This window comes from Streptomyces sp. HUAS 15-9 (assembly GCF_025642155.1).
Classification (GTDB): domain Bacteria; phylum Actinomycetota; class Actinomycetes; order Streptomycetales; family Streptomycetaceae; genus Streptomyces.
Window position 1 is genome coordinate 3890174 of sequence record NZ_CP106798.1, and the last position, 26982, is coordinate 3917155.

The window sequence follows — 26982 nt, forward strand, 5'->3', positions numbered from 1 at the left end:
ATTAGGATCGGGCCACACGGGTCGGAATCCACGTGTCAGAAGGTGAGCACTCCCCTGGCCACCCTCCCCGCCTCCGCGTCCGCCCGTGCCTTCTCGAAGTCCTCGACCGGGTACGTCTCCGTCACCAGTTCGTCCAGCAGCAGCCGCCCCTGCCGGTACAGCTCGGCATACAGGGCGATGTCGCGCTGGGGGCGGGAGGAGCCGTAACGGCAGCCCAGGATGGACTTGTCCAGGTACATGGAGGAGACCAGGAAGGACGCCTCCGCCGAGGCCGGCGGGACCCCCAGCAGGATCGCCTGGCCGTGCCGGTCGAGGAGGTCGACGGCCTGGCGGATCAGCTCGGTCCGGCCCACGCACTCGAAGGCGTGGTCGGCGCCGGTGGGCAGGATGTCCCGCACGCCCTCCGCCGAGGTCAGGAAGTCCGTGGCACCGAACTGCCGGGCCACCGGTTCCTTCGCGGGGTTGGCGTCCACCGCCACGATCCGCCGCGCGCCCGCGATCCGCGCGCCCTGGATGACGTTCAGGCCGATCCCGCCGGTCCCGATGACCAGGACGGTGTCTCCGAGGCCCACCCGGGCCCGGTTGAGCACGGCTCCCACACCGGTCAGCACACCGCAGCCCATCAGCGCGGCGGACGGCATCGGGATGTCCTCGGGAATCCGCACCGCCTGCACGGCCTTGACGACCGTACGTTCCGCGAACGCGGAGTTGGAGGCGAACTGATGGACCGGCTGCCCGCCCCTGCTGAACGGCTTGCCCGGGCGGCCGATCGCCTTCCGGCACATGGTCGGGCGCCCCCGGTCGCAGTCCGCGCACGCACCGCAGTTCGCGAGGGTGGAAAGCGCCACATGGTCCCCCGGCGACACATGACGGACACCCTCACCGACCGCCTCCACCACCCCGGCCCCCTCGTGCCCCAGCACCACGGGAACGGGGAAGGGTATGGTCCCGTCCACCACGGACAGGTCGCTGTGGCACAGCCCCGCCGCCGAGATGGAGACCAGCACCTCACCAGGCCCGGGATCCCGCACCTTCAGGTCGTCGACGACCTGGACCTGCCTGCCGTCGAACATCACACCGCGCATCACACGACCCCCTTGGGTTCTCTCGGCAGACCGAGCACGCGCTCGGCGATGATCGTGCGCTGTACCTGGTCCGAGCCGCCGTAGATGGTGTCGGCCCGGGAGAACAGGAACAGGTGCTGCGCCGCGTCGAGTTCGTACGGCGCCGAGGGCGACCAGTCCACGGGCCCCACGCCCGCCGCCGCGCCGCGCACCCGCACCGCCAGCTCCCCGAGCCGCTGGTGCCAGCCCGCCCACAGCAGCTTGGCCACGCTGGGCGTGCCGGGGTCGCCCGAACCGCCCAGGGTGCGCAGGGCGTTCCAGCGCATGGCGCGCAGCTCGGCCCACTGGCGCACGAGCCGGTCGCGGACGACCGGATCGGCCGCGGCGCCGGTCTCGACGGCCGTGCGCAGGACACGCTCCAGTTCCTGGGCGAACCCGATCTGCTGGGCGAGGGTGGACACGCCCCGCTCGAAGCCGAGCAGGCTCATCGCGACCTGCCAGCCCTCACCCTCTCCGCCCACGACGTGCTCCACGTGCGCGCGCGCACCGTCGAAGAAGACCTCGTTGAAGTCGCTGGTGCCGGTCATCTGGCGGATGGGCCGCACCTCGATACGGCCCGGCTGGTCCATCGGCACCAGCAGGAAGCTCAGCCCGTGGTGCCGGCGCGAGTCCGGGTCGGTGCGCGCGAGTACGAAGCACCAGTCGGCCTCATGGGCGAGCGAGGTCCAGATCTTCTGACCGCTGATCCGGTAGTACGGCTCCCGCGGTTCGCGTACGGCGGAGGTACGCACCCCGGCCAGGTCCGAACCGGCGCCGGGTTCGCTGTAGCCCTGGCACCACAGTTCCGCACCGGCGGCGATCGGCGGCAGGAACCGGGACTTCTGGGCGTCGGTGCCATGGGCGATGAGCGTGGGCGCGAGCAGATTCTCCCCGATGTGCCCGGACCGCGGCGGGGCAGCCGACCGCGCATACTCCTCGGACCAGACGACCTGCTGGGTGAGGCCGACGGTCCGGTTGCCGTAACCGCCCTCAGGCCACCCGAGCCCAATCCATCCGGCCGCGCCGAGGGTACGTTCCCAGGAGCGGCGGTCCTGGACTGGTTCGGCGTGTTCAGCGAGCCAGGCACGCGCCTCGATGCGGAACGCCTCGTCGGCTGCCGTAAACCCGAAGTCCATGGGGAGCCTCCCTTGTAATCACCGGCCAACACCCACTCCCCAAGGGGCGCGGGGAACTGCGCGACCAGCCACAACCAGCCCGCAGCCGCCAAACCACCACGCACCCCGAGCTATTGGGCGTTGGGCCGAGAGCCTGACTGCGCTGCCCTCTCCATCGCCTCCAGCTGGGACAGCATCGGCATGGGATCCACCCCCACCGACCCAGGCAGAAAGTCGGCAATCCGCTCCGGCGTCCACGCCCCCTCGCAATAGGCCGAACGCAGTTCCCTCGGCTGCGCCCACACCGCGATCTTGGGCCCCGCAACGGTGTACACCTGCCCCGTCACCCCCGCCTCGCGGGCCCGCTCCGAGAGCAGATAGACCACCAGCGCGGCCACATCCTCCGGCTCCCCGATCTCCTTCAGCTCCATCGGAACCCCCGCCGACATCCGCGTACGAGCCACAGGGGCCACCGCATTCGCGCTCACCCCGTACTTGTTCAGGCCCAGCGCAGCGCTCCGCACCAGCGAGATGATCCCGCCCTTCGCCGCGCTGTAGTTGGCCTGCGACACCGAGCCCTGGTGGTTGCCGCTGGTGAAGCCGATGAGGGTGCCGGACTTCTGCTTGCGCATGACCGCGGAGGCCGCGCGGAACACCGTGAAGGTGCCCTTGAGGTGGGTGGCGACGACGGGGTCCCACTCCTCCTCAGTCATGTTGAACAGCATCCGCTCGCGCAGGATCCCGGCCACGCAGACGGCTCCGTCGAGGCGGCCGTACGACGACAGGGCGACGTCGACGACCCGCTGCCCGCCCGCCATCGTGGAGATGTCGTCGGCCACCGCGACCGCGCTGCCGCCCGCCGCCTCTATCTCCTTGACCACCGCCTCGGCGACCTCGCTGGTCGGTGCGGTGCCGTCGGTGGACACGCCGTAGTCGTTGACGACGACCCGGGCGCCCTCGGCCGCGGCCGCGAGGGCGACCGCCCGGCCGATGCCCCGTCCGGCGCCCGTCACGGCGACGACCTTGCCTGCCAAGAAGTTCCCCACGCCCGGCCCCTTCCCGCGGTTTCTGACGGACCGTTAGATTTTATGGCGCGTCGGACCGTGAAGGACAAGCCCCGGGGAGGCCCCGATGTCACTGCCGGACGAGTTCCACGACATCGCCAAGCGTGTGAACAACTGGGGGCGTTGGGGAGCGGGCGACGAGATCGGCACCCTGAACCTGATCACCGACGAGGTGGTCCACGGGGCGGCGGCGGCGGTCCGTACCGGCCGCCGTGTGCCGCTCGCGCTGGCGCTGCGCGAGGACGGTGTGCAGACCGGGATGATCCCGGGGCGGGTCAATCCGCTGCACGCGATGGTGCAGATCAACCAGGAGATCTTCGGGCCGGGCACGGTGGCGTGCAGCGACGACGTGGTGACGATGGGCCTTCAGGCGGCGACCCACTGGGACGCGCTGACCCATGTCTCGCACTCCGGGAAGCTCTACAACGGCCGCCCCGCGCACACCGTCACCGCGCACGGCGGCGCCGAGTTCAGCGGGATCGACAAGGCGCGGCACATCGTCTCGCGCGGGGTGCTGCTCGACGTGGCACGCGCGCGTGGCGTGGACCGGCTCGACGGCGGGCACGCGGTCACCCCGGAGGATCTGGAGGCGGCCGAGGAGTTCGCGGGTACACGGGTGCGGGCCGGCGACATCGTGCTGGTGCGGACCGGACAGGTCCAGGTGTATCTCGCCGGGGACAAGCACGGGTACGGCTATCCGTCGCCGGGGCTTTCGGTGCGCACCCCGGAGTGGTTCCACGCGCGCGATGTCGCGGCCGTCGCGAACGACACGCTCACCTTTGAGATATTTCCGCCCGAGATGGAGAATCTGTGGCTGCCCGTGCACGCCCTGGATCTGGTGGAGATGGGGATGCTCCAGGGCCAGAACTGGAATCTCGAAGAGTTGTCCACAGCCTGTGGAGAAGAAGGGCGGTACGCGTTCCTGCTGTCGGCGATGCCCGAGCCGTTCGTAGGGGCGACGGGAACTCCGGTGGCACCGGTGGCCGTTCTCTGAGCCACCCTCCGACAGCCGCTCTCCGACAGCCGCTCTCCGCGCCCCCGGTTGCTCCGGTTGGCGGCGCGGGCACCGTCTCACGCGCCGCCATCCGGTTCGACCCACACTCGGCGAGGGCTTCCGTCACCAAGGCCCTCGCCGTCCCCTCGCGGCGAATCGCTGAGCACAAGCGTGATCAAACGGTCACGAGGCGTCAACACCGGTACGGCGATTTATTACTCAACATCCTGTTTGGAACCGACGCGCACGGATGCACACCCGGCGCATCACCGCGCACCGGAACTACACGGCTTCGAAGGCCAGCCCCTCGAATTCGGCAACCCCGCCCCCGTACGCCGCCGTGCTCTCCCCGCGCTCGGAGCAGCGGTCCAGTTCGCACCAGATGCGCTTGCCCGCGCCGTCGGGGCTCCAGCCCCAGCGGTCGGCGAGGCCGTCGACGAGCGCCAGTCCGCGCCCCCCGGTCGCGTTCCCGTCCACACACCGCGGCACAGGGGCGCGCTTGCTGGTGTCGGCCACCTCCAGGCGCACCGTCGCCGACTCGACCTCCACCGAGGGCAGCGACAGCCGCAGCACGGCCGGGCAGCCGGTGTGCACCACGGCGTTGGTGACCAGTTCGGAGACGAGCAGGATCAGGATCTCCGCCAGCGGCTCGTCCGCCGCTATCCCGGACCCGGCGAGCCGCGAGCGGGCCCACCTCCTGGCCCGTCCCACCTCCGCGGGGTCGGGCCGGATCTCCAGCTGCACTTGAAGCACCTGCACCGCTCACACCATCCGAACCGGCGGACACATGACCCCACGCCACGCGAACGCCACGACGAGGGTCGCGACGAGCAGCACGACGAAGGCCACGATCGTAGCCATTTTCTGCATGGCCAGAACAACGGCCAGAGCAAGGGTCACGGAACGTGATTCCCTTACGAGACAGCATGGTTGACGTACAGTCACCCCAACAAGCGCTTCGGGCATATTCCAGCGCGAAGGAGTACGCGTGCGGCATACTGTGCGACGCTCGTTCAGGGGAGTCGAACAGGCGGGGGCGCAAGCCCTTACTGCCCGGCAAGCAGCGGCGCGCACCGCCGAACGCGGGGCCGCCCCAGGGGCGACACCGGCATGGCGCGTGCTCGGAACCACTCGCATCCCACAGAAGGTACCGGAGCGGACAGCCGACTCCAGGCCGTGACGAGTCACGCGTTGGACACAACCCGGTATCAACGCTCCGTAGTTCCGGTATGCCACGATCCGCAACATCCGCCGCACCCGCCACACGGTCGCCGCAGCCCAGAGGCCGTCCGGGCCCCTCAGCCCACCAGATCCGCGGCGAGCAACTCCTCACTCTCCGTGATTTCTCCGCCACGCTGCGCCCGTACCCAGGCCCGCTTCAGATGCAGATGCACCTCGGACTCCCAGGTGAAGCCCATGCCGCCGTGCACCTGGAGGCAGTCGCGGGCGCCGCGTTCGGCGGCCTCGTCGGCGAGCAGCCGGGCCGCCGCGATGTCCACGGGGTCGGCGGTGACGGCGGCCGCGTAGACGGCCGCGCGGGCCGTCTCGGCGCGTACCAGCATCTCCGCGCACAGGTGTTTGACCGCCTGGAAGGCTCCGATCGGCTGCCCGAACTGCTCGCGCGTCCGGGCGTGGCGCACGGCGAGCTCGCACGCGCGCGTGGCCGTACCGAGCTGTTCGGCGGCGGTGAGGAGCACGGCGACGGGGCCGGCGGTGGCCGGGAGGGCGTCCGGCACCCGGTGCAGCGGGGTCAGCGGATCCACCGACCGCAGCGGTACGGCCCCGGAGGCGTCCCCGAGCACCACGTCGGCCTCCGTCAGCCACTCCACCGGGCCACTGTCGACGGCGGTCACGACCGTCTCCCCGGTCGCCGCGCCGGCCACGGTCCCGGCCGCGAGGTGCGTGGCCACCAGCGGTCCCGGCAGCAACGCCCGCCCGGCCTCCTCGAAGGCCAACACGGCCTCGGGCAGGCCGAGTCCGACCCCGCCGTCAGACTCCGGCAGCCGCAGCGCGAAGAAGCCCGCCTCGCCCAGCCCGCGCCACAGCGCACGGTCCAGACCCGGTTCGGCGACTGCGGCCCGCAGCGCGTCCGCGTCGAAGCGCCGGGCCAGCAGCTGCCGTACACCGTCGCGCAACGCGCGCTGGTCCTCGGTGAGTTGGAAGCGCATGGTGCGTGTCACCGCCCCTTCGGCAGTCCGAGGATGCGTTCGGCCACGATGTTCCGCTGGATCTGCGAGGTGCCCGCGGCGATGGTGTACGAGAGGGAGGAGAGGCGGTCGAGGACCCAGAGCCGGTCCAGGTCGAGGGACTGGGCGCCGAGTACGGCCGCCGCCGCGTCGTACAGCTCCTGGCGGGCGTGCGAGTACCTCAGCTTGAAGACGGAGCCGCCGATGCCCGGCACCCCGCCGCCGGCCTCCGCCTCGCTCACGTTCCACTGCGTCAGCCGCCACAGCGCCCGGAACTCGGCGTTCAGCCTGCCCAGCCGGCGCCGGAGCACCGGATCGTCCCAGCGGCCGTTCTTGCGGGCCTCACGGGCCAGTTCACCCAGGACCCGGCGGCAGGCGACCACCTCGCCGACGAAGGCTGTGCCGCGCTCGAAGGACAGCGTCACCATGGTCACGCGCCAGCCGTCGTTCTCGGCGCCCACCCGGTTGGTCACCGGCACCTGCACCTCGTCCAGGAACACCTCCGCGAACTCCGCCGACCCGGCGAGGGTGCGCAGCGGTCGTACGGTGATGCCCGGCGCGTCCATGGGCATGGCCAGCCAGGTGATGCCCCGGTGCTTGGGAGCCGCGGGATCGGTGCGTACCAACAGTTCGCACCAGTCGGCGACTTCCGCGTGGGAGGTCCAGATCTTGGACCCGCTCACCACGTAGTGGTCGCCGTCCCGCCACGCGCGCGTGCGCAGTGCGGCGAGATCGGAACCGGCGTCCGGCTCGCTGAACCCCTGGCACCACACCTCGTCGCCGCGCAGCACGGGCGGCAGCCAGCGGGCCCGCTGCTCGGGCGTCCCCTCGGAGGCGATCGTCGGCCCGGCGTGCAGCAGCCCGACGAAGTTCGCCCCGACGTAGGGCGCGCCCGCCTGCTCCGTCTCCTCCAGGAAGATCAGCCGTACGGTGGGGGACGCATTCCAATAGACCTCCGCGTACCCGGCGTCGTACAGCATCCGCTGCCACCCGAGGTCGTACGCGCGCCGGGCCGGCCAGTCGTCGGGGGACGGCTTCGGCGGCAGGCCGGGCAGCACCTCGGCCAGCCACTCGCGCAGCCGCGCCCGGAAGTCCTCCTCCTCGGGCGTGTACGACAGGTCCATTCCGGCCCCCACTTATCTGATGTTTCGTCAGATACTCCGGGTAGGCTAGCCCCGCACCTCTGGACCGACAAGGCGCCCGGCCCTACGCTCTGCCGCACGATCTGACGTGACGTCAGCTTGATGGAGGCTGCCGGGATGAACGTCACCGCACACGAACTGAGCACGTCCCGCACGCTCTGGGACCTGGTCGTCCGCCGCGCCGAACTCACCCCCGACCGGCCGGTGTTCCTCCAGGACGACCGGGCGCTGACCTTCGGGGAGCTGCGCGGGCGCGCCGAGCGGGTGGCCGCGGGCCTGTACGGCATGGGGGTGCGGCCCGGCACGGTCGTCGCCTGGCAGCTGCCCACCCGGATCGAGACGGCCCTGCTGTCGTTCGCGCTGGCCCGGCTCGGCGCCGTGCAGTCCCCGGTCATCCCGTTCTACCGGGACCGGGAGGTCGGCTTCGCCCTGCGGGAGTCCAGGGCGGAGTTCTTCGCCGTACCGGGCACCTGGCGGGGCTTCGACCACACGGAGATGGCGCGGCGGCTGGGCGCGAAGGGTGTCTTCGAGGCGTACGACGACCTGCCCGACGGCGATCCCGGGGTGCTCCCCGCCCCGCCCGCCGAGGGCACCTCGGTCCGCTGGATCTACTGGACCTCGGGGACCACCTCCGACCCCAAGGGCGTCCTGCACACCGACCGCTCACTGATCGCGGGCGGCTCCTGCCTCGCCCACGCGCTGCATCTGTCGGCGGCGGACGTGGGCTCGATGGCGTTCCCGTACGCGCACATCGCCGGGCCCGACTACACGGTGATGCTCCTGCTCTACGGCTTCCCCGCGGTGATGTTCGAGCAGTTCGCGCTGGACCGGGCGCTGGAGGGGTACCGCAGGCACGGGGTGACGGTGGCGGGCGGGTCGACGGCGTTCTACTCGATGTTCCTCGCCGAGCAGCGCAAGCAGCCGGGCGAGAAGGTGATCCCGACGCTGCGGCTGCTCGCGGGCGGCGGGGCGCCGAAGCCGCCGGAGGTGTATCACGCGGTGGTCCGCGAGATGGGGGTGCAGCTCACGCACGGGTACGGCATGACGGAGGTCCCGATGATCACCATGGGGTCGCCGGACGACACGACCGAGAACCTCGCGACGACGGAGGGGCGGCCGCCGGAGGGGATGGAGATCCGGATCGTCGACGGGGAGGTGCGGCTGCGCGGGGAGGCGGTCTGCCAGGGGTATCTGGACCCGGTGCAGACGGCGGAGGCCTTCGACGAGGAGGGCTTTCTGCGCACCGGCGATCTCGGGCAGCTGACCGGCAGCGGTCATCTGGTGCTGACGGGCCGGTCCAAGGACGTGATCATCCGCAAGGGCGAGAACATCTCCGCGAAGGAGATCGAGGACCTGCTGCACCGGCACCCGGCCGTCGGGGACGTGGCGGTGATCGGCCTGCCGGACGCCGAGCGCGGGGAGCGGGTGTGCGCGGTGATAGAGGCGGCGGCGCAGTCCCCTCAGGCCGTCGCCGGACTGACCCTGGAAGCGGTGACCTCGTACCTGCGCGCGCAAGGGCTGTCGGTGCACAAGCTGCCGGAGCAGTTGGAGGTGGTGGACGCCCTTCCGCGCAACGAGACCCTGCGCAAGGTACTCAAGTACAAGCTGCGGGAGCGCTATTCGGACACGGTGAAGTAGCGGGCGACTGCGGGCACGATCTCCGCCTCGACCACCCTGCCGTCGCCGTCGGTGTCGAGTGTGCCGGCGGCCGACCGTGCGATGTCGTCCTGCACCCCGAGGGTCCTGAGCACACGCGCGGTGTCCTCCACGCTGGCCGTGCCGTCCGGGGCGGCCGCGAGGTCCAGGGCCGCGTGCAGGAAGGGGCGGGCGATCTCGGCGAACCGGTCGGGGCTGTCATGCAGCCGCTTGACCGCGCCGTTCACGAACTCCTCGCGGGTGATGCGCTGGTCGCCGTCGCGGTCCGCGATGCCCGCCATGCCCTGCCAGAACGCCTCCGCGCCCGCGTACAGGGCCTGCCCCTTGACGGATCTGGCCGCGGTCCGGAACTCGGCGAGCAGCGCCTTGGCCGCTCCGCTGAAGTCCTCGCGGTCGATCCAGCCGTTGCCGTCCTGGTCGAAGGTGGCGAACCGGGCGGCGATCCTTCGCTCGTACTCGCTGCTGACCATGTCTCTTCGGGCCGCCTCACGTCACGTCGGGGTACGTCTGACTCTGACGGGGAGCGTACGACGCTCCACCCCGCCTGTGGACGGGAAACCGACGGTTGTGCCAAGACCGGGGGAATTCTGGGACAACAGTGTGGCAGTGGCGGGATCGGGCGGCCTCAGGCCGACAGGGGTTCCGTGTCTTCCGTCGTCGCCGATTCCAGGTCCGGGTGGACGTCGAACAGGCGGCGGACGCCCAGTGCGGCGAAGACCCGGTTGACGTGGGAGCCGTCCGCCGTGCCCAGGGCCGGGAGGATCAGTCGTAGTCTGCCTCGGCAGGAGCGGATCAGGCGGCGGGCGGCGATCAGTACGCCGACGCCGCTGGAGTCGCAGAAGAAGACCTCCGAGAGGTCGAGGACCAGGGCGTGATGGCCCTCGGCCACCACGCCGTGCACCCGCTGCCGCAGCACCGGCGATGTCACCAGGTCCAGTTCGCCCGACACCCGGAGCACGGCCCAGTCGCCCCGCTCGATGCCGGTCACCTTGAATGCCACGGCCCAGCCCTCCGCTCGCCGGATCTCATGGAACCGCCCGGAAATGGAAGCAGCTCCTACGCTTCTTTCCGCGCGGCTGCCCAGCGGCCGTTCCCTGAAACCCCGGGTAACAAACCGAGGGCGATCGACAAGGGTCTTGTTTCGGTCACTATCGATCCTGTTCGATCGGAAGAGAATTGGGCAGCAGCACGACGACCCCTTACCACCCGCGGCCTCTCAGGGGGCGCACATTGGCACAAAGGGGCGTGCGCTCCCATAGGTGCCGACTACATTCGAGGAGACGGTGGACACAGGCTGGACGCGGACATGGGGAGGAGGCCGGATGGCGAAGAAGGACGCACCGCCCCGCTGGGACCGCAAGATGCAGCAGCGGCTCGCCCGCGGCGAGGCGGCCGCCCTCGGTGAGCTCTACGACCGCTTCGCCTCGCTCGTGCACGGCCTCGCCCACCGCGTCCTCGGCGACGAACGCGCCGCCGACGGCATCACCCGTGACGTCTTCGCGCACGTCTGGGAGCACCCGGACACCTACGACCCCAAGCAGGGCCCCCTGCGCTCCTGGGTCGCCGCGCTGACCCACCGGCTCGCCGTACAGCGGCTGCGCGCCACCGAGACAGCCGCGCTCACCCGCGGCGACACCGGCTCCATGGAGGCACTGGAGCGCAAAGTGCGCCACGCCTCGGTCGCCGCCCGCGCCGACTACATCGTCCACTCCATGCCCACCCCGCTGCGCGCCGCCCTGGAACTGGCCTACTTCCAGCGCCGCGACTACCGCCAGACCGCCGTCGACCTCGGCGTCACCGAGGACGAGGCCCGCCGCCGGCTCCGCCTGGGCCTGCAGCTGCTGTCCACCGCCCACGACGCCGGCCGGCCGCGGGGATACGGGGGTGCGCTGTGAGCGGAGCGGGACGCTTCGAGGCGTACGACGAGGACGAGGGCTACGACGGCCCGTTCGACGGCCCCTTCGAGGACGAGAACGAGGGTGAGAACGAGCGCGGCACGGAGTACGACGGTCAGGGCGCCGTGAGCGGCGACGCACGGCCGTCGGAGCCGGACGGCACCGGCGGCACCGACGGTGGAAACGGCGGCGGCAACGGCGGGGACGGCGGCGGCAGGGACCCGAGCCGGCCGCCCCGCATACCGATGCCCCGGATCTCCGTCGAGGACAGCGGGCTGCCGCTGCCCGAGCCCTCCGGTATCACAGCGGCCCCACTGGTGCTGCCGCACGACGTCCTGAAGTCGCTGCTCGGAGCGTGGGCGCTGGCCGCCTGCTCGGCCGCGGAGGCGGCGGCCGTCGAGGAGCACCTCGGCGCGTGCGGCACATGCGCGGACGAGGCGCAGCGGCTGCGCGCGGCGGTCGGTCTGCTGCACCAGCCGGAGAGCCTGGACCTGGATCCGACGCTGCGCAACCGGGTCCTGGAGAGCTGCCTGGAGCGCCGGCAACCTGCCATCCCGGTACCCGAGTGGACGGCACCGTACGACGCCGAGACCGCCCGTCTCTACGCGCTGCTCCAGGACATCGGCGACGCCGAGTGGCACGCCCCGGTGCGGCTGCGGTGGTTCGAGCGCGACGTGGCGACGAGCCGCCGTACGACGGTCGCCGGGGTGATCGCGCACCTGATGTCGGTCGACGGGCTGGTCGCGGTCGCGCTGGGCCTCGAGGACCCGCTGGGCGAGGCGGAGGGAGAGACCCCGCTGGCCCCGGCCGCGCGCACCGAGGCGTGCTGGAAGGCCTCGCGCTTCCCGCCGACGCGCTCCGTGGGGGCGCCGTGGCGGGAGCAGAGCCACAGCATCGTAAGGACCGTGTCCTTCGCCGGCGGCGGCGGTCAACTGACCGTCCCGTACGGCGACTTCGAGCTGCCGCTGCGCGACGCGATGCTCGACCGGGCCTTCGAGTGCTGGGTGCACGCGGACGACATCGCGGAGGCGGTGGACTACCCGTACGAGACGCCCTCGGCGCGCCATCTGAACCAGATGGTCGACCTGGCGGCCCGCATGCTGCCGGCCGTTCTCGCGGCCAGACGCCGCGCGGGCCTGGCCTCGCCCGGCGCGGCCCGCCATCTGGTCACCGCGGGCGCGCCCGGCCGCAGCCTGCGCCTGGAGATCGAGGGTTCGGGCGGCGGCGAGTGGCTGATCCCGCTCGACGCCCCGGGAGCGGTGGGCTCCGCCGATCACGAGGTGGCCCATGTCGCCCTGGACGGTGCCGAGTTCTGCCGCTTGGCCGCGGGCCATGTGCCTCCGGCGGAGGCTGCGGCGGGTCAGGTCGGCGACCGGGAGGCGATCAGGGACGTCCTGTTCGCGGCGGCTTCGTTGAGCCGGATGTAGGGGGTGGTTGCTCCTTCGCGGGCGGCTGCGGTGCGTGGGGGCCGTTCGCGCAGTTCCCCGCGCCCCTTTGACGCCGCCGCACGTCGAGGGGCGCGGGGCTCCGTCGATATGCGGCTCCGCCCGTGGGCGCGATCAGCCACAGGCGACCCGCAGCCGCCGACGAAACAGAACTCCCCGAGCTCTTAGGCGAACACGACCGTCCGGCGCCCGTTGAGCAGAATCCGTCGCTCCGCATGCCACTTGACGGCCCGCGCCAGCGCCTGGCACTCCACGTCGCGGCCGATCGCGACCAGCTGGTCCGGAGTGACGTCGTGGCCGACGCGCTCGACCTCCTGCTCGATGATCGGGCCCTCGTCGAGGTCGGCGGTGACGTAGTGCGCCGTGGCGCCGATCAGCTTCACGCCCCGCGCATGCGCCTGGTGGTACGGCTTGGCGCCCTTGAAGCTCGGCAGGAAGGAGTGGTGGATGTTGATGATCCGGCCGCTGAGCTGCTTGCACAGGTCGTCCGAGAGCACCTGCATATAGCGGGCGAGGACGACCAGTTCGACGTTCTGCTCGCGGACGAGCTCCAGCAGCCGCGCCTCGGCCTGCGCCTTGGTGTCCTTGGTGACCGGAATGTGGTGGAAGGGAATGTTGTACGACCCCACCAGCTCGGCAAAGTCCGTGTGGTTGGAGACCACGGCCGCGATCTCCACCGGAAGTGCACCGATACGGGCCCGGAACAGCAGGTCGTTCAGGCAGTGGCCGAACTTGCTGACCATCAGGACGATGCGCATCTTCTCGTCGGCGCGGTTGATCTGCCAGTCCATCTGGAAGGAGTCACCGATCGCCGCGAAGCTCGCCCGCAGCTTGTCCACCGTCACCGGCGGCTCCGCCGAGAAGTGGACGCGCATGAAGAACAGTCCCGTGTCGTGGTCGCCGAACTGCTGGCTGTCCTCGATGTTGCAGCCGGTCATGAACAGATAGCTCGACACGGCGTGCACGATGCCCTGCTTGTCCGGGCAGGAGAGGGTGAGGACGTACTGGTCGGCGGGGGCCGCGGCTCGGCCGGACTGCTCACTCATGCAGCACAGGGTCCCATACCGGCCCTGCCCCGCGGACCGGGGTCCGCTACGCGGACCGCGTCATTATCCGCAGTACCTCAAGGCTCCGCGGCGGCGCGTCCGGGTCCTCCCCGTCGCTCGCCGACATCCGGACGTGCGCGTCCCGTGCCGCCCGCACCGCCTCCGGCCACGCGTGGTGCTCGACGTAGGCCTGGACCGGCGCGTCCGGCCCGACCTGGTGCATGATCCGCAGCACCCGCAGCACGGCGGTGTCGACGAGCGCCGCCTCCTGCGAGTCCCGGAAGATCGTGCCGACGTACTTCTCGGCGGACCAGCTGTCCAGCCAGGTGTCCTCCACCAGGCGGTACACGGCGTCGGTCACGTCGCCGTACCCGTCCGCGCCCGCCAGCCAGACGTCGCGCTGGAAGACCGGATCGGAGAGCATGTGCAGCGCGGAGCGCACATTGCTGCGCCAGCGCCACCACGGCATGTCGTTGAGTGGCATGCCGCCCATGGTGGATGAGCGACGGCCGCGACGGGAAGAGTTCTCCGAACCTTGCACGGTCACCGATCGTACGTTCTTCGTCCCAGGCGTCTCATCGGCCCCCGTAATTCACCTGGATGTCACCCTTCGTTGACCGAGGGTCACTCTCAGGTTAGCGATGTGGCGGAATCGTGCGTGTCCATGACCGGCAGGCGATACTCGCGCAGCACCTTCTTCCCCGTCTTCACCCGCCCCGTCAGAAGAGCATCCGCACTTTCCGCGGGCGCTCTGGCGGCGTGTGCCGCGCTGACCGCCGGATGCGGGGTCATCCCCGGTGCCACGGGGGGCGCCGGGGACGGCCCGATCAAGGTCATGACCTGGGCGCCCGAGAACACCAACGCCACCAACAAGCCGGGCATGCCCGCCATGGCCTCGGCGTACGCCCGCTGGATCAACGCCCACGGCGGCATCAACGGCCGCCGGCTCAAGGTCCTGTACTGCAACGACCACAACGACAGCGTCGACGCCGCGAAGTGCGCCCAGCGCGCGGTCGACGAGAACGTGGTCGCGGTCGTCGGCTCCTACAGCCAGTTCGGCGACACCTACCTGGCCCCGCTGGAGAGCGCGGGCATCCCGTACATCGGCGGGTACGGCGTCACGAACGACGAGTTCACCAGCGTCACGTCCTACCCGGTCAACGGCGGCCAGGCGACGCTCCTGGCCGGCCTCGGCACGGCGCTCGCCGCGAACTGCGGCCCGGTCACACTGGTCCGGCCCGACAGCATCGCGGGCGACGAGCTGCCCCCGCTGCTCGACTCGGGCCTGAAGTCGGGCCGGCACACGCCGGCGGACGATCTGCTCGCGGCCGAGGACTCCACCGAGTACGGCGTGCCCGCGGAGCGGGCCCTGCAGGCGTCGACCAAGGACCCGGTGAAGAAGGGGTGCGTGGTCCCCGCGCTCGGGGAGCGCACGGACACCTTCATGGACTCCTTCCGGCGTGCCCGCGAGGGCTTCCCGTCGGTGCGGACCGCGACCGTCCTCGGCAGCGTCGACCAGACGGTGATCAACTCGACGGGCGGGGCGAACAGCCCGTACGAGGGGTCCTACATCACGGGCTGGTACCCGGTGACCTCCGACGCGCGCTGGAACCGGATGAAGAAGGTGATCAACGAGGAGGCCTTCGGCGACAACCGCATCGACCCCGCGGACGCCGGAGTGCAGACCACGTGGATCGCGTACACCGTCCTGAAGGCCGTCCTGGAGCAAATCGGCACCGGTGAGGTGAGCGCGGACTCCGTGCGCCGGACCCTCGACAACGGCCTCAAGGTCAACACGGGCGGCCTCACCCCGACGCTCCAGTGGCAGCGCTACACGGGCAAGCTCGCCGGCGTCGGCTTCGCCCGCCTGGTCAACGCCCATGTGACCCTCCAGGTCGTACGGGAGGGCAGGCTGGTGTCGGCCCAGAAGAGCGGGGTCGTCGACGTGACGACGACGCTGGAGAACGCGGACCTCGACTAAGACCCTGCCTACGGGAGTCCGACGGCAGGGCCCGGGAGACCCGGGCCCTGCGGCTCAGAGCTGGGTCGGCTGGCGCTGGGTGAGGCCGTACTTCCCGGCGATGGCGTTCCACAGCTGCGCCGCCGTGACCTTCTGGGTGCTGGCGGTGCCGCTCTCGCGGTTGCCCGCCTGGGTCTGGGGGGTGCTGCGGGCCTGGCCGTGCTTGCAGCCGTGTCTGCCGGAGATCTGGTCGGCCCAGGCCGCGTAGTGGTTGTCGGCCGCCGCGGACGCCTGCCAGGCCTTGTTGAGGGCGCCGGTCAGCGCGACGTTGTTCGGCAGCTTGTCGACGGTCAGCTTCGACAGCCGGGTGACCAGCTCGCCTCGCTGCTTGGCCGCGGCACGCAGGTCCGAGGCGGCCGTGCCCAGGTTGTTGCAGGCCTTCACATTGGCCACGGCCCTGATCACCGACGCCCGGCTGCTGCCGCTGTCGGCGAGCAGCTTGTCCAGCGCGACGGCCTGCTGCTGGGCCGGGTCTGCGGCCGCGGGCGAGGACCCCCCGGTCGCGGGGGCCGAGGCGGCCACGTTCGTGTTGGCGTCGCTCTGGCCGTCGCCGCCACCGCCGCTGAGCATCGCGCCCGCGCCGACACCGAGGACGGCGAGGCCGACGCCGATGGCCGCGATGAGCGGCACCTTCGAGCCGCTGCGGCCGCCGCGGACGCGATCGTCGTCGTCATAGTCCGAGTAGTCCCCGCGCCGCCCGCCACCGAGCCCCGAGGCGTACGAGGGCTGCCCGGGGTAGCCGCCCGGGGCGTCCTGGACGCGTGGCAGCTGCTGCGTGGCCCCGGCCGGGGCGCCGCCACCGGGCCCGCTGCGGAAGAGGTTGTCGAAGTCGGACGGCGGCTGCCGGTCCCCGCCGCCGTACGGATCGGTCACCGGCGCGATGTACTGCGTGGCCTCGGCATCGGGGTGAGCGGCGGGCTGCTGCGCGCGCCCCAGGAACCGGGTCTCCTCGGAGGTGGCCTCGGGCGGCATCGCCCCCGCCGCCACCGGGGGTATGTACTGGGTCGCTCCCTCGTCCGCGGGAGCGGGACCGGCCGCCGGGACCGGGGGTATGTACTGGGTGGCCCCCTCGTCGACGGGAGCGGCGGCCGGCGGGAACGCACCCGCTCCGGCGCCCTGCCCGGCGTACGGGTCGGGCACGGCGGGCGGCAGGGGCCGGGCGGCCTGGCCGTTCTGCGCGTACGGCTGCTGGTGCTGCTCGGAACCGTACTGCTGGTGCTGCTTTGAGCCGTACGACTGCTGGTGCTGCTCCGAGCCGTAGGGCTGCGCCGAGCCGTAGCCCTGGTCCTGGCCGCCGCCGTACGTCGCGGGCGCGCCCTCCGGGGGCAGCGGACCGGCGCCGGGCGTGGCCGGGGCGTCCTGCGGGTTCCACGGGGCGGGCTGCTCCAAGGTGCCCCACTCCTGGGCCGCCGCGGGGGCCAGCCCTCGCCGGGCTGGGGGCCTGCTGCGGGTCGGGACCCCAGGGCTGACCCCAGGCCTGGCCGCCGGTCGGGGCTGCGGCCGGGGGCGGGCCGGTCGGGGCTGCCGGACGCGGGGCGGGTCCGGCAGCCATTCCCGGCAGCACGGGATCGCCGCCGTCGGAGGGCAGCACGATGCCTTCGCGCGCGGGCTCGCCCTGTCCACTCTGCGTCACCGGGACTCCTACGAATGGGGGACTTTCGGAATCGTCGGCTCACGCTACCGGGTACCCCGAGCCGGGTGCCACGCAGCTCAATGCGCGATCTAGCTCTCTGTGACAGCAGTAACAAAACCGCCCCGTGGCGCGCTGTTAATGGCACCTCCTGTGTGCCCCCTGCGCATAAACGGGCCGTTTCCCGCATATTCACGCAGCCACAGGGCGCTTGTTCACGCGGCCTGCTGCACGTCCAGCCGCGCTCCGAACTCCCGCACCACGGGCTCGTCCCGGTACGGCTCCAGCCGCTGCTGGAAGTCCTCCAGGTACTCCGCGCCCCGGTTGGAGCGGAGCGTCTCCAGGAGTTCGACCGCCTTCATGCCCGTACTGCACGCCTGTTCGATCTCGCGCTGCTGCACCTGTGCCGTGGCGAGCAACACATAACCGATAGCCCGCCTGCGCGCCCGCTTCTCGGGATGCCCGGCCAGCGACTGCTCCGCGCACCGCGCCGCCGCCTCGGCCTGCCCGAGGTCACGGTGGCAGTGCGCCAGTTCGTCGGCCAGGTAGGCCTCGTCGAAGTGCGCGATCCAGGCCGGGTCGTCCCCGGAGTCGGCATCGGCCGAGTCCATGGCGGTGATCGCCCGCCCGGACGCCGCCTGAGCGGCCCGCGCATCGCCCAGCAGAGCATGCCCGCGCGCCTCGGCCGCGAAGAACATCGCCTCCGCGCGCGGGGTCACGCGCCCCCGCGCCCCCTCCTGCGCCGCCCGCGCGAGCTGCGCGATCTCCCGCGGGTTTCCGAGCTGGGCGGCGAGGTGGCTCATGGACGCGGCCAGCACATAGCCGCCGTACCCCCGGTCGCCCGCCGCCTGCGCCAGGCGCAGGGACTGGATGTAGTAGCGCTGGGCGAGCCCCGGCTGGCCGGTGTCGACGGCCATGTACCCGGCCAGCTCGGTCAGCCGGGCCACCGCGGCGAACAGATCCCGGCCGACCGCCTCCCGGTAGGAGCCGGCGAGCAGCCCGGAGACCACGCTGTTGAGGTAGTGCACGACGACCGGGCGCACATGCCCGCTGCCGTACTGGTGGTCGAGATCGGTCAGCGCCTGCGTCATCGCGCGGACGGCCGCCACGTCGGAGTGCCCCACGCGCGGTCCCGCCTGGCGCGCCACCTGCGAGTCCGGCGCCGAGATCAGCCAGTCGCGGCTCGGCTCGACGAGCGCGGACGCGGCGACGGAGGAGCCGGACAGGAAGTCCCGCCGGCCCACGTCGCTGCGCCACAGCTCGCAGACCTGCTCGATGGCCCCCAGTACCGTCGGCGAGAACTGGAGACCCACGCCCGAGGCGAGGTTCTTGCCGTTGGCCATGCCGATCTCGTCGATCGTGACCGTACGGCCCAGCTTGCGGCCGAGCGCCTCGGCGATGATCGCGGGCGCCCGCCCCCGTGGCTGCTGTCCGCGCAGCCAGCGGGCCACGGACGTCTTGTCGTAGCGCAGATCGAGACCGTGCTCGGCACCGCACATGTTGACCCGGCGGGCGAGCCCGGCGTTCGAGCACCCCGCCTCCTGGATGAGCGCCTGCAGCCGTTCGTTCGGCTGTCGCGCGACGAGAGGCCTCGCGGCCATGGCATAACCCCCTGCGAACCCCTGAAGCGGAAAGATCCGGCCGTGAAGATCGATGCCCCGCGGACATACCGAAAATGCGGGACATACGAGGATTGCCGGGGTAAAGGCTGCTGCCGACCCCCACACGTGGCTACCCAGCCCAAGCCACGGTTCCTCCCGCGCGCCCCCGCACGTGCACCCATGCGCCCCGGCCGCCGAACCGATGCTCCTCCCCCGCGCGCGCTACGCCCGTAACTCCAGGTGAGCGCGGGAGTTGAGTGGAACGTGGACGAGACGATCGCAGGCACCGAAGCCGCCCAGATTCCGAAGCAGCGCGGGGAATCGCTGCTGGAGACCGCCGTACGCTACGCCGAGGAGCGCCACTGGGACGTGTTCCCGGGCACCTGGCTGGAAGCCGTCGACGGGGTGCAGCGCTGCTCCTGCGACCACGTGGCGTGCACGGCGCCGGGGGCGCATCCCGCGCACGCGGACTGGCAGACCCAGGCGACCGGCAGCGCGACCGTCGCCCGCCGGATGTGGCAGAAGCAGCCGGCGGCGTCGATCCTGCTGCCGACCGGCCGGACCTTCGACGCGCTGTCCGTCCCGGAGACCGCCGGGTTCCTCGCGCTGGCCCGGATGGAGCGGATGCGGCTGACGCAGGGACCGGTGACGCGCACCCCGGACCGGCGGATGCACTTCTTCGTGCTGCCGGGCGTGTCCTCGAAGGTGCCGGACTCGGTGCGCAGGCTCGGCTGGTCCCCGGGCTCGCTCGACCTGGTGGCGCTCGGCGAGGGCGCGTATGTGGCCGCGCCGCCCACGCGGTTCGGGTCGGGCGGCGCCGTGCAGTGGGCCCGCCGGCCCACGCCCGCGAACCGGTGGCTGCCGGACGCGGAGGAGTTGATCTCGACGCTCGCCTATGCGTGCGGGCGGGACCGGTAGCCGTTCGCCTTTCGCACAGTCCCCTGCGCCCCTTCGGGCCGGGCCGCTCCCCCGTAGGGTTTCAGCATGACGGACGGAGCAGTGGTGTCAGCAGCGGCAGCCGTACGTGTGCGCGGGCTCTGGAAGCGGTTCGGGCAGCAGGTCGCGGTCGCCGGGATCGATCTGGACCTGCCCGCGGGCAAGTTCATCGGACTGGTGGGGCCCAACGGGGCCGGGAAGACCACCACGCTCTCCATGGTGACCGGGCTGCTCAGGCCCGATCAGGGATCCGTCGAGGTCGTGGGCCACGACGTGTGGCGGGACCCGGTGGCGGTCAAGGCGCGGATCGGCGTCCTGCCCGAGGGACTGCGGCTCTTCGAGCGGCTGTCGGGCCGGGAACTGCTCGGATACTCCGGGCGGTTGCGCGGGCTGCCGGGCGGCGAGGTCGACAAGCGGGCCACCCAGCTCCTCGACGTCCTCGATCTGGCCGGGGCCCAGCACAAGCTCGTCGTCGACTACTCGACCGGCATGCGCAAGAAGATCGGGCTCGCGGCCGCTCTCCTCCACAACCCCGAGGTCCTCTTCCTCGACGAGCCGTTCGAGGGGGTCGACCCGGTGTCCGCGCAGACCATCCGGGGCGTCCTGGAGCGGTACACGGCCTCCGGCGCCACCGTCGTCTTCTCCTCCCACGTCATGGAGCTCGTCGAGTCGCTGTGCGACTGGGTCGCCGTGCTGGCGGCGGGCCGGATCCGCGCGACCGGCCCGCTGGCCGAGGTGCGCGGTGAACACCCCACCCTCCAGGGGGCGTTCCTGGAGCTCGTGGGCGCGCGGCAGCTCGATGCCGCCTCCGACCTCGACTGGCTGGGCGGCGGGGCCCGATGAGCGCCGTCACCTCCACTGTCGTACGGCTGAAGCTGTCCCTGCTGCGCAACGGGCTGCGGCAGTCGGGCGGGCGGCGGGCCGCGTTCGTCGCGTCGGCCGTCGTCGCGCTGCTGTTCGCGGCCCTGCAGCTGGTCGGCCTGCTCGCCCTGCGCGGACACGCGCACGCCGACGCGGTCGCCCTGCTGGGGACGTCGGTGCTGGCGCTGGGCTGGGCGGTGATGCCGCTGTTCTTCCCGGGCGGGGACGAGACCCTGGACCCGACCCGCCTGGTGATGCTGCCGCTGCGGCCGCGTCCGCTGGTACGGGCCCTGCTGGCGGCCTCGCTGGTCGGCATCGGGCCGCTGTTCACCCTGCTCCTGCTGGCGGGCTGCGCGCTCTCCGTGGCGCACGGGACGGGCGCGTACGTCACCGCCGTCGCCGGGGTCTCCATGGCGCTGCTGGTCTGCGTGGCCCTCGCGCGCACCGTCGCCACCGCCAACGTACGGCTGCTGACCAGCCGCAAGGGCCGCGATCTGGCCGTGCTCAGCGGGCTGGTCATCGCGATCGGGGCGCAGCTGGTCAACTTCGGCGCCCAGCGCCTCGGTTCCGCCGGGCTCGGCGAGCTGGCGCCGGTGGCCGACGTGCTGCGCTGGGTGCCGCCCGCGTCGGCGGTGGGCGCGGTGCGGTCGGTGAGCGAGGGGTCGTACGGGACGGCGGCCGCCCAACTGCTGCTCTGCGCGGCCGCGCTGGGGCTCCTGGTGGCGGTGTGGGCGCGGGGTCTGACCCGGCTGATGACGTCCCCCGACGGCTCCACCCTCCAGGCCGCAGAACCCGGCGCCCGGGACCGTCCGGCCGGCGGCCTGGGGCGACTGCTGCCCGCGGGCCGCACCGGTACGGTCATGGACCGCAGCCTGCGCTACATCTGGCGCGATCCCAAGACCAAGGCCGCCTGGGTGACCTCGCTCGCCATCGGCCTGATCGTGCCCGTGTTCAACGCGCTGCAGGGCACCGGCTCGATCTACTTCGCGTGCTTCGCCGCCGGGATGCTCGGCATCCAGATGTACAACCAGTTCGGCCAGGACACCTCCGCCTTCTGGATGGTGGCGATGGCCATCGCGTCACCCCGGGACGCGTACGTCGAGCTGCGGGGCCGGGCGCTGGCCCTGCTGGTGATCACCCTGCCCTACGCGACGCTGGTGACCGTCGTGACGACGGCGATGCTCGGCGACTGGGCGCGGCTGCCCGAGGTGCTCGGGCTGTCCTTCGCGCTGCTCGGGGCGATGCTGGCGACCGGCGCGTGGACCTCGGCCCGCTTTCCGTACTCGATCCCGCAGGAGGGTCACAAGAACGTGGCGCCCGGCCAGGGGAGCCTCGCCTGGATCTCCATCTTCGGCGGCATGGTCGCGGCGGCCCTGCTGTGCGCCCCCGTCATCACCCTGACCATCTGGCTGAACGTGAGCGCGGGCGGGGATGCCTGGACCTGGCTGCTGCTTCCGGTGGGCGCGGCGTACGGGGCGGGGATCACGGCGATCGGCCTGCGCCTGGCGGCTCCGCGGACGGCGGCGCATCTGCCGGAGATCCTGACGGCGGTGAGCAAAGGCTGACGGTGTCCCCTCAGTCCACGCTCACCGCATCCACGAACGGCTCGACGGCCGCCCGCCAGGCCACCGGCTGGTCGTAGTGAACGAGGTGTCCGGCATCGACGACCTCGGCGTATTCGCCGAGCGGCAGCACCCGCACCATCTCCTGCGCCTCCGCCCGCCCCAGCTCCCCGTCGAGGCCGCGCACGACGAGCGCGGGGCACCGGACCTGCGCGAGCTCCTCCCAGTGCGCGTCGTACACCCAGGTCTCGCGGGACTTGAGCATCTGCTCGGGCTCGAAGACGGGGCGCCACCCGTCCGGGGACTCCTGCATGACTTCGGCATAGAACTCCCCGCGCGCGGCGTTCGGCCGCTCCACCCAGGGATCGCCCTCGCCGAACCACTTGCGTACGTCGGCGAGCGTGGCGAAGGGAACGGGCCAGGACTTGAACCAGTCGGCCCATTCGCGCTGCGAGGCCGCGCCGAGCGCGGAGGCCCGCATGTCGCAGATGATCAGGCCCCGCACCAGGTCGGGGCGTTTGGCGGCGAGCTGCCAGGCGGTGAGCGCGCCCATGGCGTGGCCGATGAGGACGGCCGGGGCGAGTCCGAGCTGTTCGAGGGCGGCCTCGGCGTCCTCGACATAGGCCTCACGGGTGTACGCGGCCTGTGGGGGCTTATCGCTCTGGCCGTGGCCGCGCTGGTCGAGGGCGACGGCCAGATGCCGCTCGGAGAGCCAGCGGGCGGTGGAGGCCCAGTGCGAGGCACGGCCCATCAGGCCGTGCAGTAACAGCACGCCGGGATGGGCCCGGTCCGGGTCCGTCTTGGGAGGATCGGCGAACTCCCAGGCCGCGAGGCGTACGCCGCCCGCTCCCGTCACGTCGATGCGCCGTGCCATGGGCTGGCACCCCCCTAGCTCCGCTCGGACCGCTGCCGTCATGCCGTCGTACCGCTGCGTTGCCTGTGTTCCGTCTGTGTTCCGACCTCAGATTATCGAATGTCCATTCGAAAATCCTGCCTCTGCGGACAACACCCCTCAATCGAGTGACATCTTTCGAGGCATGATCGCCGCCGTCGAGGGGATTTCTTCAGCGGGAGGCGGACCGCTCGGGGAAAACGGTCCGAGGGGGATGACCCTGAGAGCTCGGGGCTCCGGGTCAGCACAGGGGAGGACAGGCCCCGGCGCCACAAGGCGCCGGGGCCATCCACATGCCTGCGGCACATCCTCCCCGCCCCCCTCAGGTCATATGCCTCTCGCGACAGCCTTGCACGCGAAGCGCCCGAGCGCTGCGATTCGGCGCACTGAATCTTGGATTCGGCCGTGTTCGGCGAGGTGCCACAACTTCCCCTCGCAACAAGGGAGTTGATGTATACGAAGGGGAGTCGGCACAGACGGAGACCGGAGCCGGTCAGCGCTTGGCGACGAAGACGTGCGAGGCGACGTCCGCCTCCAGCTCGGCCGCCTCGCCGCCGCTGCCCACGAGCACACCGCCCGCCGACTCGGTGACGCTCACCACCGAACCGGGCTGCACACCCGCCCGGCGCAGCGTGTACATCAGCTGGGCGTCGGTCTGGATGGGCTCGCCGATCCGGCGGACGACGACCGTCTTGCCGTCGGAGCCCGGGTCGAGGTCGGCCAGCGACACCATGCCCTCGTCGAGGAACGGGTCGGCACCGTCCTTCTCGCCGAGCTCCTCCAGACCCGGGATCGGGTTGCCGTACGGCGACTCGGTCGGGTGCCGCAGCAGCTCCAGCACGCGCCGCTCGACGGCCTCGCTCATCACGTGCTCCCAGCGACACGCCTCGGCGTGCACCTGCTCCCACTCCAGGCCGATCACGTCGACCAGCAGACACTCCGCGAGCCGGTGCTTGCGCATGACCCGCGTGGCCAGGCGGCGGCCCTCGTCGGTGAGCTCCAGATGGCGGTCGCTCGCGACGGACACGAGACCGTCGCGCTCCATCCGCGCGACCGTCTGGCTGACCGTCGGCCCGCTCTGGTCGAGCCGCTCCGCGATGCGGGCGCGCATGGGGACGACGCCTTCCTCTTCGAGTTCGAGGATGGTGCGGAGATACATCTCCGTGGTGTCGATCAGTCCGGACATACGTGCCCCTCGATTACCTCTGCCGGAAGTCCGGCGCGTGCGCTGGCCCTGTCACCAATTCTGCCGGATCCCACTGACAACCGTGCCGCACCGGGAAAAGCGACCTGGCTGCGGGCAGTCGTGCCTCCCCCAGGCTCTTCGAGCAGGGGGACCCCCAGGCGGCACGGGTGGGCGATGGGGGTCCCCCCTGCTCGAACGAAGTTGAGAGCTTGGGGGGGGTACCCCGCACGCGCGGGCAAGCACCCCCGCCCCCGCCCAGCCCCAGCACAGGGCACCCACCCAACACCGGCACCCCAGCCCCCAGACCCCGCCGTATTGACACCGCACTGGTCCAGACCGCACGGTGATCCGCGACACAGACGCTGCGAAGGGGCACCGCATGAGCGACGGCACGCCGGCCGACCAGTTCTTCGACGCCGCCATCGGCCTGCTGCAACGGGTCCGCGACGAGGAGCCCGAGGCCATCGCGGCCGCCGGCACCCTGCTCGCCGACACCGTCCAGGCCGGCGGCCGCCTGTTCGCCTTCGGCGCCGGCCACTCCTCCCTGGCCGCCCAGGACGTCGTCTACCGCGCCGGCGGCCTGGCCCTGATGAACCTGCTGGCCGTCCCGGGCGTCGTGGGCGTCGACGTCACCCCCGCCACCCTCGGCTCCGCCCTCGAACGCGTGGACGGGCTCGCCTCCGCCGTGCTGGAGACCGCGCCGATCCGCTCCGGCGACGCCCTAGTGATCATCTCGCTCTCCGGCCGCAACTCCCTGCCCGTGGAGATGGCCATGAGCGCCCGCGCCCTGGGCATCCGGGTCGTCGGCGTGACCTCGGTGGCGTACGCCTCGGAGACGAAGTCCCGGCACGCCTCGGGGACGTATCTGAAGGACCACTGCGACATCGTCCTGGACTCGAAGATCCCGGTCGGCGACGCGGAACTCACCCACGAGGCCATCCCGGCCCCCTTCGCCCCCGCATCCACGGTCGTCACCGCCGCTCTCCTCCAGGCAGTCATGGCCACGACGGCCACCACACTGGCCGACCGCGGCATCGAGCCCCCGCTCCTGCGCTCCGGAAACGTCGACGGCGGCCATGAGTGGAACAGCCGGATCATGGAGCAGTACCGCGACCGGATCTTCTACCGGCACTGATGCCCCGGACACGGGTACGGATACGACCGCGGCGGGCTACTTCTCCCCCAGCGCCCCGGCCAGATCCAGCGCCGCCCCGATCCGCACCGCCACGTCCTCCGCATACGTCGCGTCGGTCCGCTCGAAGCGGCTCCGCCCGGCCCCGCGCAGAAAGGTCACGACGCCCAGCGTCCGCCCCCGGCTGCGCACCACCGCGCACAACGCGTGCACGGCGTCACCCGGCCACTGCCGGGCCAGCGCCCACTCCCGGGCCCGCTCCGCCGGGACGGACCCGGCATCGGCCCGCACCGACCCGGCCCGCTCCACGCACTGCAGCGCGGGATGCCCCTGCTCGTAGCGCACGGGCAGCCCGGCGTGACCGGTGAGCACGCTCGGCCCCGGCGCCCCGGTGGGTGTCGCGGCCACCCGCACCAGCCGTACCGGCCCGGTCTCCCCGTCGGCCCGCGCTGGGCCCGCCACCCGGTCGATCAGCGCGTGGTCGGCGAAACCGGCGAGCGCGAAGTCGAGGTGCACGGTGACCGCCTCCGCCGGGTCCTCGCACTCGGCGGCCGCCCGCGCCGCCCGGTGCAACTGGTTGGCGCGGAAGCGCAGCGTCGCCGTCTCCTGCTCGCCCTGCTTGGCCTCGGTCACGTCCTGGAACAGCCAGCCGACCCCGAGCGGCACCGGCTCCTCCGCGAGCGGCGAGGCCAGCCGCAGGAACCCGCTCCGCCAGCATCGCCGCTTCTCGCCCTCGGGCGTCCGTACGCTCACCCACATCTCGGCGGGCGCGGGCGGCGCGCCCTCGGCCAGCACATGGGTGAGCGCGCTCTCCAGTTCCTCGACCCCCTGGGCGAGCAGTTCGCCGAGCGGCCGCCCCAGCACGGACGTGCGCCCGATGCCCAGCGCGCGGGCCGCGTGCGCGTTCACCACGGCGGGCCGCAGATCCGCGTCGACCAGCACGACACCCCACGACGCGTCCTCGAACAACGCCTCGCTGAGCGCGATGGACCGCTCCAGGTCTATCTGCGCGTGCACCTCGCTGAAGGCGCAGTACACACCGGCGGGCTTCCCGTCCGGACCGCGTACGGCGGCCGACTGCGTCCGTACGAGGACCCGGCCCCCGTCCTTCGTGACCAGCGCGAACTCGTGCACCTGCCGACCGGGGGCGTGCATCACGGACAGCAGCCGCTCCTCGACCTCCTCGGCGTCCGCCTCGCGCACCGCCCAGCCGGCGAACCCGTGCCGGCCGACCGCCTCGGCCGCGGTCCAGCCGAGGATGCGCTCCGCCTCACGGTTCCAGTGCGTCACCACCCCGTCCGCGTCGAAGGCGCACAGGGCCGCGTCCATCCCGTCCAGCAGGGCGGCCAGCAGATCGGAGCCGCCCGTGCCGTCCGGGCCGTCGTCGGTCACGGGTCCGCCGCCGCTGGGCTCGGGCTCGTCGGGCCCCAGCTCATCGGTGGTCCCACTACGCCGGGAAGCACTCACCTGGACCCCCTGCAGGCTGCGTCCGCACGTACGGCGCGAAAGTTTCGCT

At 71.9% G+C, this 26982-nt stretch carries 25 protein-coding genes; 9 read left to right on the top strand and 16 right to left on the bottom strand.

All coding sequences use genetic code 11. The annotated features are described in order from the left end of the window. Positions 1-35: 35 nt before the first annotated feature. The 3 genes from N8I87_RS17795 to N8I87_RS17805 all read right to left on the bottom strand — a co-directional run bounded on the left by N8I87_RS17795 (position 36) and on the right by N8I87_RS17805 (position 3264). Entirely contained in the window at positions 36-1085 is a 1050-nt protein-coding gene (locus N8I87_RS17795; RefSeq protein WP_263210005.1) for a Zn-dependent alcohol dehydrogenase, read from the bottom strand. Next, positions 1085-2239 (bottom strand): acyl-CoA dehydrogenase family protein, encoded by a 1155-nt coding sequence (locus tag N8I87_RS17800; protein WP_263210007.1) that lies wholly within the window; start codon positions 2237-2239, stop codon positions 1085-1087. The genes N8I87_RS17795 and N8I87_RS17800 overlap by 1 nt, the downstream gene beginning before the upstream one ends. Positions 2240-2349: 110 nt before the next feature. Next, complete coding sequence (locus N8I87_RS17805) at positions 2350-3264, bottom strand: SDR family NAD(P)-dependent oxidoreductase (protein WP_263210008.1); 915 nt, start codon at positions 3262-3264, stop codon at positions 2350-2352. 85 nt (positions 3265-3349) lie between these two features. Here N8I87_RS17805 and N8I87_RS17810 point away from each other — a divergent pair, with 85 nt between their 5' ends. Next, complete coding sequence (locus N8I87_RS17810; RefSeq protein WP_263210010.1) at positions 3350-4276, top strand: cyclase family protein; 927 nt, start codon at positions 3350-3352, stop codon at positions 4274-4276. A gap of 282 nt (positions 4277-4558) precedes the next feature. Here N8I87_RS17810 and N8I87_RS17815 read toward each other — a convergent pair whose 3' ends face one another. The 4 genes from N8I87_RS17815 to N8I87_RS17830 all read right to left on the bottom strand — a co-directional run bounded on the left by N8I87_RS17815 (position 4559) and on the right by N8I87_RS17830 (position 7586). Then, on the bottom strand, positions 4559-5020 hold the full coding sequence (locus N8I87_RS17815; protein WP_263216526.1) for an ATP-binding protein: 462 nt from the start codon (positions 5018-5020) through the stop codon (positions 4559-4561). An 18-nt stretch (positions 5021-5038) separates the two neighbouring features. After that, positions 5039-5176 carry a hypothetical protein gene (locus N8I87_RS17820; RefSeq protein ID WP_263210012.1) on the bottom strand — a complete coding sequence of 46 codons (138 nt, stop codon included), beginning with the start codon at positions 5174-5176 and terminating at the stop codon, positions 5039-5041. Between the two features lie 398 nt (positions 5177-5574). Continuing rightward, positions 5575-6444 (bottom strand): acyl-CoA dehydrogenase family protein, encoded by an 870-nt coding sequence (locus tag N8I87_RS17825; RefSeq protein ID WP_263216527.1) that lies wholly within the window; start codon positions 6442-6444, stop codon positions 5575-5577. A gap of 8 nt (positions 6445-6452) precedes the next feature. Continuing rightward, on the bottom strand, positions 6453-7586 hold the full coding sequence (locus N8I87_RS17830; protein WP_263216529.1) for an acyl-CoA dehydrogenase family protein: 1134 nt from the start codon (positions 7584-7586) through the stop codon (positions 6453-6455). A gap of 135 nt (positions 7587-7721) precedes the next feature. Between N8I87_RS17830 and N8I87_RS17835 the strand changes: the two genes are divergently transcribed. Beyond that, positions 7722-9242 (top strand): AMP-binding protein, encoded by a 1521-nt coding sequence (locus tag N8I87_RS17835; RefSeq protein WP_263210014.1) that lies wholly within the window; start codon positions 7722-7724, stop codon positions 9240-9242. Here N8I87_RS17835 and N8I87_RS17840 read toward each other — a convergent pair. Then, on the bottom strand, positions 9221-9730 hold the full coding sequence (locus N8I87_RS17840) for an EF-hand domain-containing protein (RefSeq protein WP_263210015.1): 510 nt from the start codon (positions 9728-9730) through the stop codon (positions 9221-9223). The genes N8I87_RS17835 and N8I87_RS17840 overlap by 22 nt on opposite strands. A 155-nt stretch (positions 9731-9885) precedes the next feature. Continuing rightward, positions 9886-10260 carry an STAS domain-containing protein gene (locus N8I87_RS17845; protein WP_263210016.1) on the bottom strand — a complete coding sequence of 125 codons (375 nt, stop codon included), beginning with the start codon at positions 10258-10260 and terminating at the stop codon, positions 9886-9888. A gap of 322 nt (positions 10261-10582) precedes the next feature. Here N8I87_RS17845 and N8I87_RS17850 point away from each other — a divergent pair, with 322 nt between their 5' ends. Together N8I87_RS17850 and N8I87_RS17855 are read left to right on the top strand one after the other, a co-directional pair. Beyond that, positions 10583-11155 (top strand): sigma-70 family RNA polymerase sigma factor, encoded by a 573-nt coding sequence (locus tag N8I87_RS17850; RefSeq protein WP_263210018.1) that lies wholly within the window; start codon positions 10583-10585, stop codon positions 11153-11155. Next, complete coding sequence (locus N8I87_RS17855) at positions 11152-12582, top strand: maleylpyruvate isomerase N-terminal domain-containing protein (RefSeq protein ID WP_263210019.1); 1431 nt, start codon at positions 11152-11154, stop codon at positions 12580-12582. The genes N8I87_RS17850 and N8I87_RS17855 overlap by 4 nt, the downstream gene beginning before the upstream one ends. Positions 12583-12764: 182 nt before the next feature. On the opposite strand, the gene purU is transcribed toward N8I87_RS17855, so the two are convergent. Continuing rightward, positions 12765-13646: a formyltetrahydrofolate deformylase gene (purU, locus tag N8I87_RS17860; protein ID WP_263210020.1), complete on the bottom strand. Its 882-nt coding sequence runs from the start codon at positions 13644-13646 to the stop codon at positions 12765-12767. A gap of 46 nt (positions 13647-13692) precedes the next feature. Next, on the bottom strand, positions 13693-14193 hold the full coding sequence (locus N8I87_RS17865; protein WP_263210022.1) for an SCO4402 family protein: 501 nt from the start codon (positions 14191-14193) through the stop codon (positions 13693-13695). 117 nt (positions 14194-14310) lie between these two features. Here N8I87_RS17865 and N8I87_RS17870 point away from each other — a divergent pair, with 117 nt between their 5' ends. After that, positions 14311-15627 (top strand): ABC transporter substrate-binding protein, encoded by a 1317-nt coding sequence (locus tag N8I87_RS17870; protein ID WP_263210024.1) that lies wholly within the window; start codon positions 14311-14313, stop codon positions 15625-15627. Positions 15628-15681: 54 nt separating this feature from the next. On the opposite strand, the gene N8I87_RS17875 is transcribed toward N8I87_RS17870, so the two are convergent. Continuing rightward, positions 15682-17055 carry a hypothetical protein gene (locus N8I87_RS17875; protein WP_411577243.1) on the bottom strand — a complete coding sequence of 458 codons (1374 nt, stop codon included), beginning with the start codon at positions 17053-17055 and terminating at the stop codon, positions 15682-15684. Positions 17056-17511: 456 nt separating this feature from the next. Beyond that, complete coding sequence (locus N8I87_RS17880; RefSeq protein WP_263210026.1) at positions 17512-18897, bottom strand: NsdA family TPR-like regulatory protein; 1386 nt, start codon at positions 18895-18897, stop codon at positions 17512-17514. 264 nt (positions 18898-19161) lie between these two features. Between N8I87_RS17880 and N8I87_RS17885 the strand changes: the two genes are divergently transcribed. The 3 genes from N8I87_RS17885 (at position 19162) to N8I87_RS17895 (ending at position 22259) form a co-directional block, all read left to right on the top strand. After that, a complete protein-coding gene (locus N8I87_RS17885) occupies positions 19162-19815 on the top strand; it encodes a bifunctional DNA primase/polymerase (RefSeq protein ID WP_263210027.1) in 654 nt (217 codons plus the stop codon). A gap of 66 nt (positions 19816-19881) precedes the next feature. Next, on the top strand, positions 19882-20676 hold the full coding sequence (locus tag N8I87_RS17890; RefSeq protein WP_263210028.1) for an ABC transporter ATP-binding protein: 795 nt from the start codon (positions 19882-19884) through the stop codon (positions 20674-20676). Next, entirely contained in the window at positions 20673-22259 is a 1587-nt protein-coding gene (locus tag N8I87_RS17895; protein ID WP_263210029.1) for a transporter, read from the top strand. The genes N8I87_RS17890 and N8I87_RS17895 overlap by 4 nt, the downstream gene beginning before the upstream one ends. Positions 22260-22269: 10 nt before the next feature. On the opposite strand, the gene N8I87_RS17900 is transcribed toward N8I87_RS17895, so the two are convergent. Continuing rightward, a complete protein-coding gene (locus N8I87_RS17900; RefSeq protein ID WP_263210030.1) occupies positions 22270-23130 on the bottom strand; it encodes an alpha/beta fold hydrolase in 861 nt (286 codons plus the stop codon). A gap of 511 nt (positions 23131-23641) precedes the next feature. After that, complete coding sequence (locus N8I87_RS17905) at positions 23642-24334, bottom strand: iron-dependent transcriptional repressor DtxR (protein ID WP_067120881.1); 693 nt, start codon at positions 24332-24334, stop codon at positions 23642-23644. Between the two features lie 379 nt (positions 24335-24713). Here N8I87_RS17905 and N8I87_RS17910 point away from each other — a divergent pair, with 379 nt between their 5' ends. Further along, complete coding sequence (locus N8I87_RS17910) at positions 24714-25469, top strand: SIS domain-containing protein (RefSeq protein WP_263210034.1); 756 nt, start codon at positions 24714-24716, stop codon at positions 25467-25469. A gap of 36 nt (positions 25470-25505) precedes the next feature. On the opposite strand, the gene N8I87_RS17915 is transcribed toward N8I87_RS17910, so the two are convergent. Further along, positions 25506-26933 (bottom strand): PAS domain-containing protein, encoded by a 1428-nt coding sequence (locus N8I87_RS17915; protein WP_263210036.1) that lies wholly within the window; start codon positions 26931-26933, stop codon positions 25506-25508. Positions 26934-26982 lie beyond the last annotated feature (49 nt).

Excerpts from the sequence above, each read along its gene's own strand:
- N8I87_RS17795 (WP_263210005.1), bottom strand. The coding sequence starts at position 1,085 with ATGCGCGGTGTGATGTTCGACGGCAGGCAGGTCCAGGTCGTCGACGAC.
- N8I87_RS17800 (WP_263210007.1), bottom strand. The coding sequence starts at position 2,239 with ATGGACTTCGGGTTTACGGCAGCCGACGAGGCGTTCCGCATCGAGGCG.
- N8I87_RS17810 (WP_263210010.1), top strand. The coding sequence starts at position 3,350 with ATGTCACTGCCGGACGAGTTCCACGACATCGCCAAGCGTGTGAACAAC.
- N8I87_RS17825 (WP_263216527.1), bottom strand. The coding sequence starts at position 6,444 with ATGCGCTTCCAACTCACCGAGGACCAGCGCGCGTTGCGCGACGGTGTA.
- N8I87_RS17830 (WP_263216529.1), bottom strand. The coding sequence starts at position 7,586 with ATGGACCTGTCGTACACGCCCGAGGAGGAGGACTTCCGGGCGCGGCTG.
- N8I87_RS17835 (WP_263210014.1), top strand. The coding sequence starts at position 7,722 with ATGAACGTCACCGCACACGAACTGAGCACGTCCCGCACGCTCTGGGAC.
- N8I87_RS17840 (WP_263210015.1), bottom strand. The coding sequence starts at position 9,730 with ATGGTCAGCAGCGAGTACGAGCGAAGGATCGCCGCCCGGTTCGCCACC.
- N8I87_RS17850 (WP_263210018.1), top strand. The coding sequence starts at position 10,583 with ATGGCGAAGAAGGACGCACCGCCCCGCTGGGACCGCAAGATGCAGCAG.
- purU (WP_263210020.1), bottom strand. The coding sequence starts at position 13,646 with ATGAGTGAGCAGTCCGGCCGAGCCGCGGCCCCCGCCGACCAGTACGTC.
- N8I87_RS17870 (WP_263210024.1), top strand. The coding sequence starts at position 14,311 with ATGACCGGCAGGCGATACTCGCGCAGCACCTTCTTCCCCGTCTTCACC.
- N8I87_RS17880 (WP_263210026.1), bottom strand. The coding sequence starts at position 18,897 with ATGGCCGCGAGGCCTCTCGTCGCGCGACAGCCGAACGAACGGCTGCAG.
- N8I87_RS17890 (WP_263210028.1), top strand. The coding sequence starts at position 19,882 with ATGACGGACGGAGCAGTGGTGTCAGCAGCGGCAGCCGTACGTGTGCGC.
- N8I87_RS17895 (WP_263210029.1), top strand. The coding sequence starts at position 20,673 with ATGAGCGCCGTCACCTCCACTGTCGTACGGCTGAAGCTGTCCCTGCTG.
- N8I87_RS17900 (WP_263210030.1), bottom strand. The coding sequence starts at position 23,130 with ATGGCACGGCGCATCGACGTGACGGGAGCGGGCGGCGTACGCCTCGCG.
- N8I87_RS17905 (WP_067120881.1), bottom strand. The coding sequence starts at position 24,334 with ATGTCCGGACTGATCGACACCACGGAGATGTATCTCCGCACCATCCTC.
- N8I87_RS17910 (WP_263210034.1), top strand. The coding sequence starts at position 24,714 with ATGAGCGACGGCACGCCGGCCGACCAGTTCTTCGACGCCGCCATCGGC.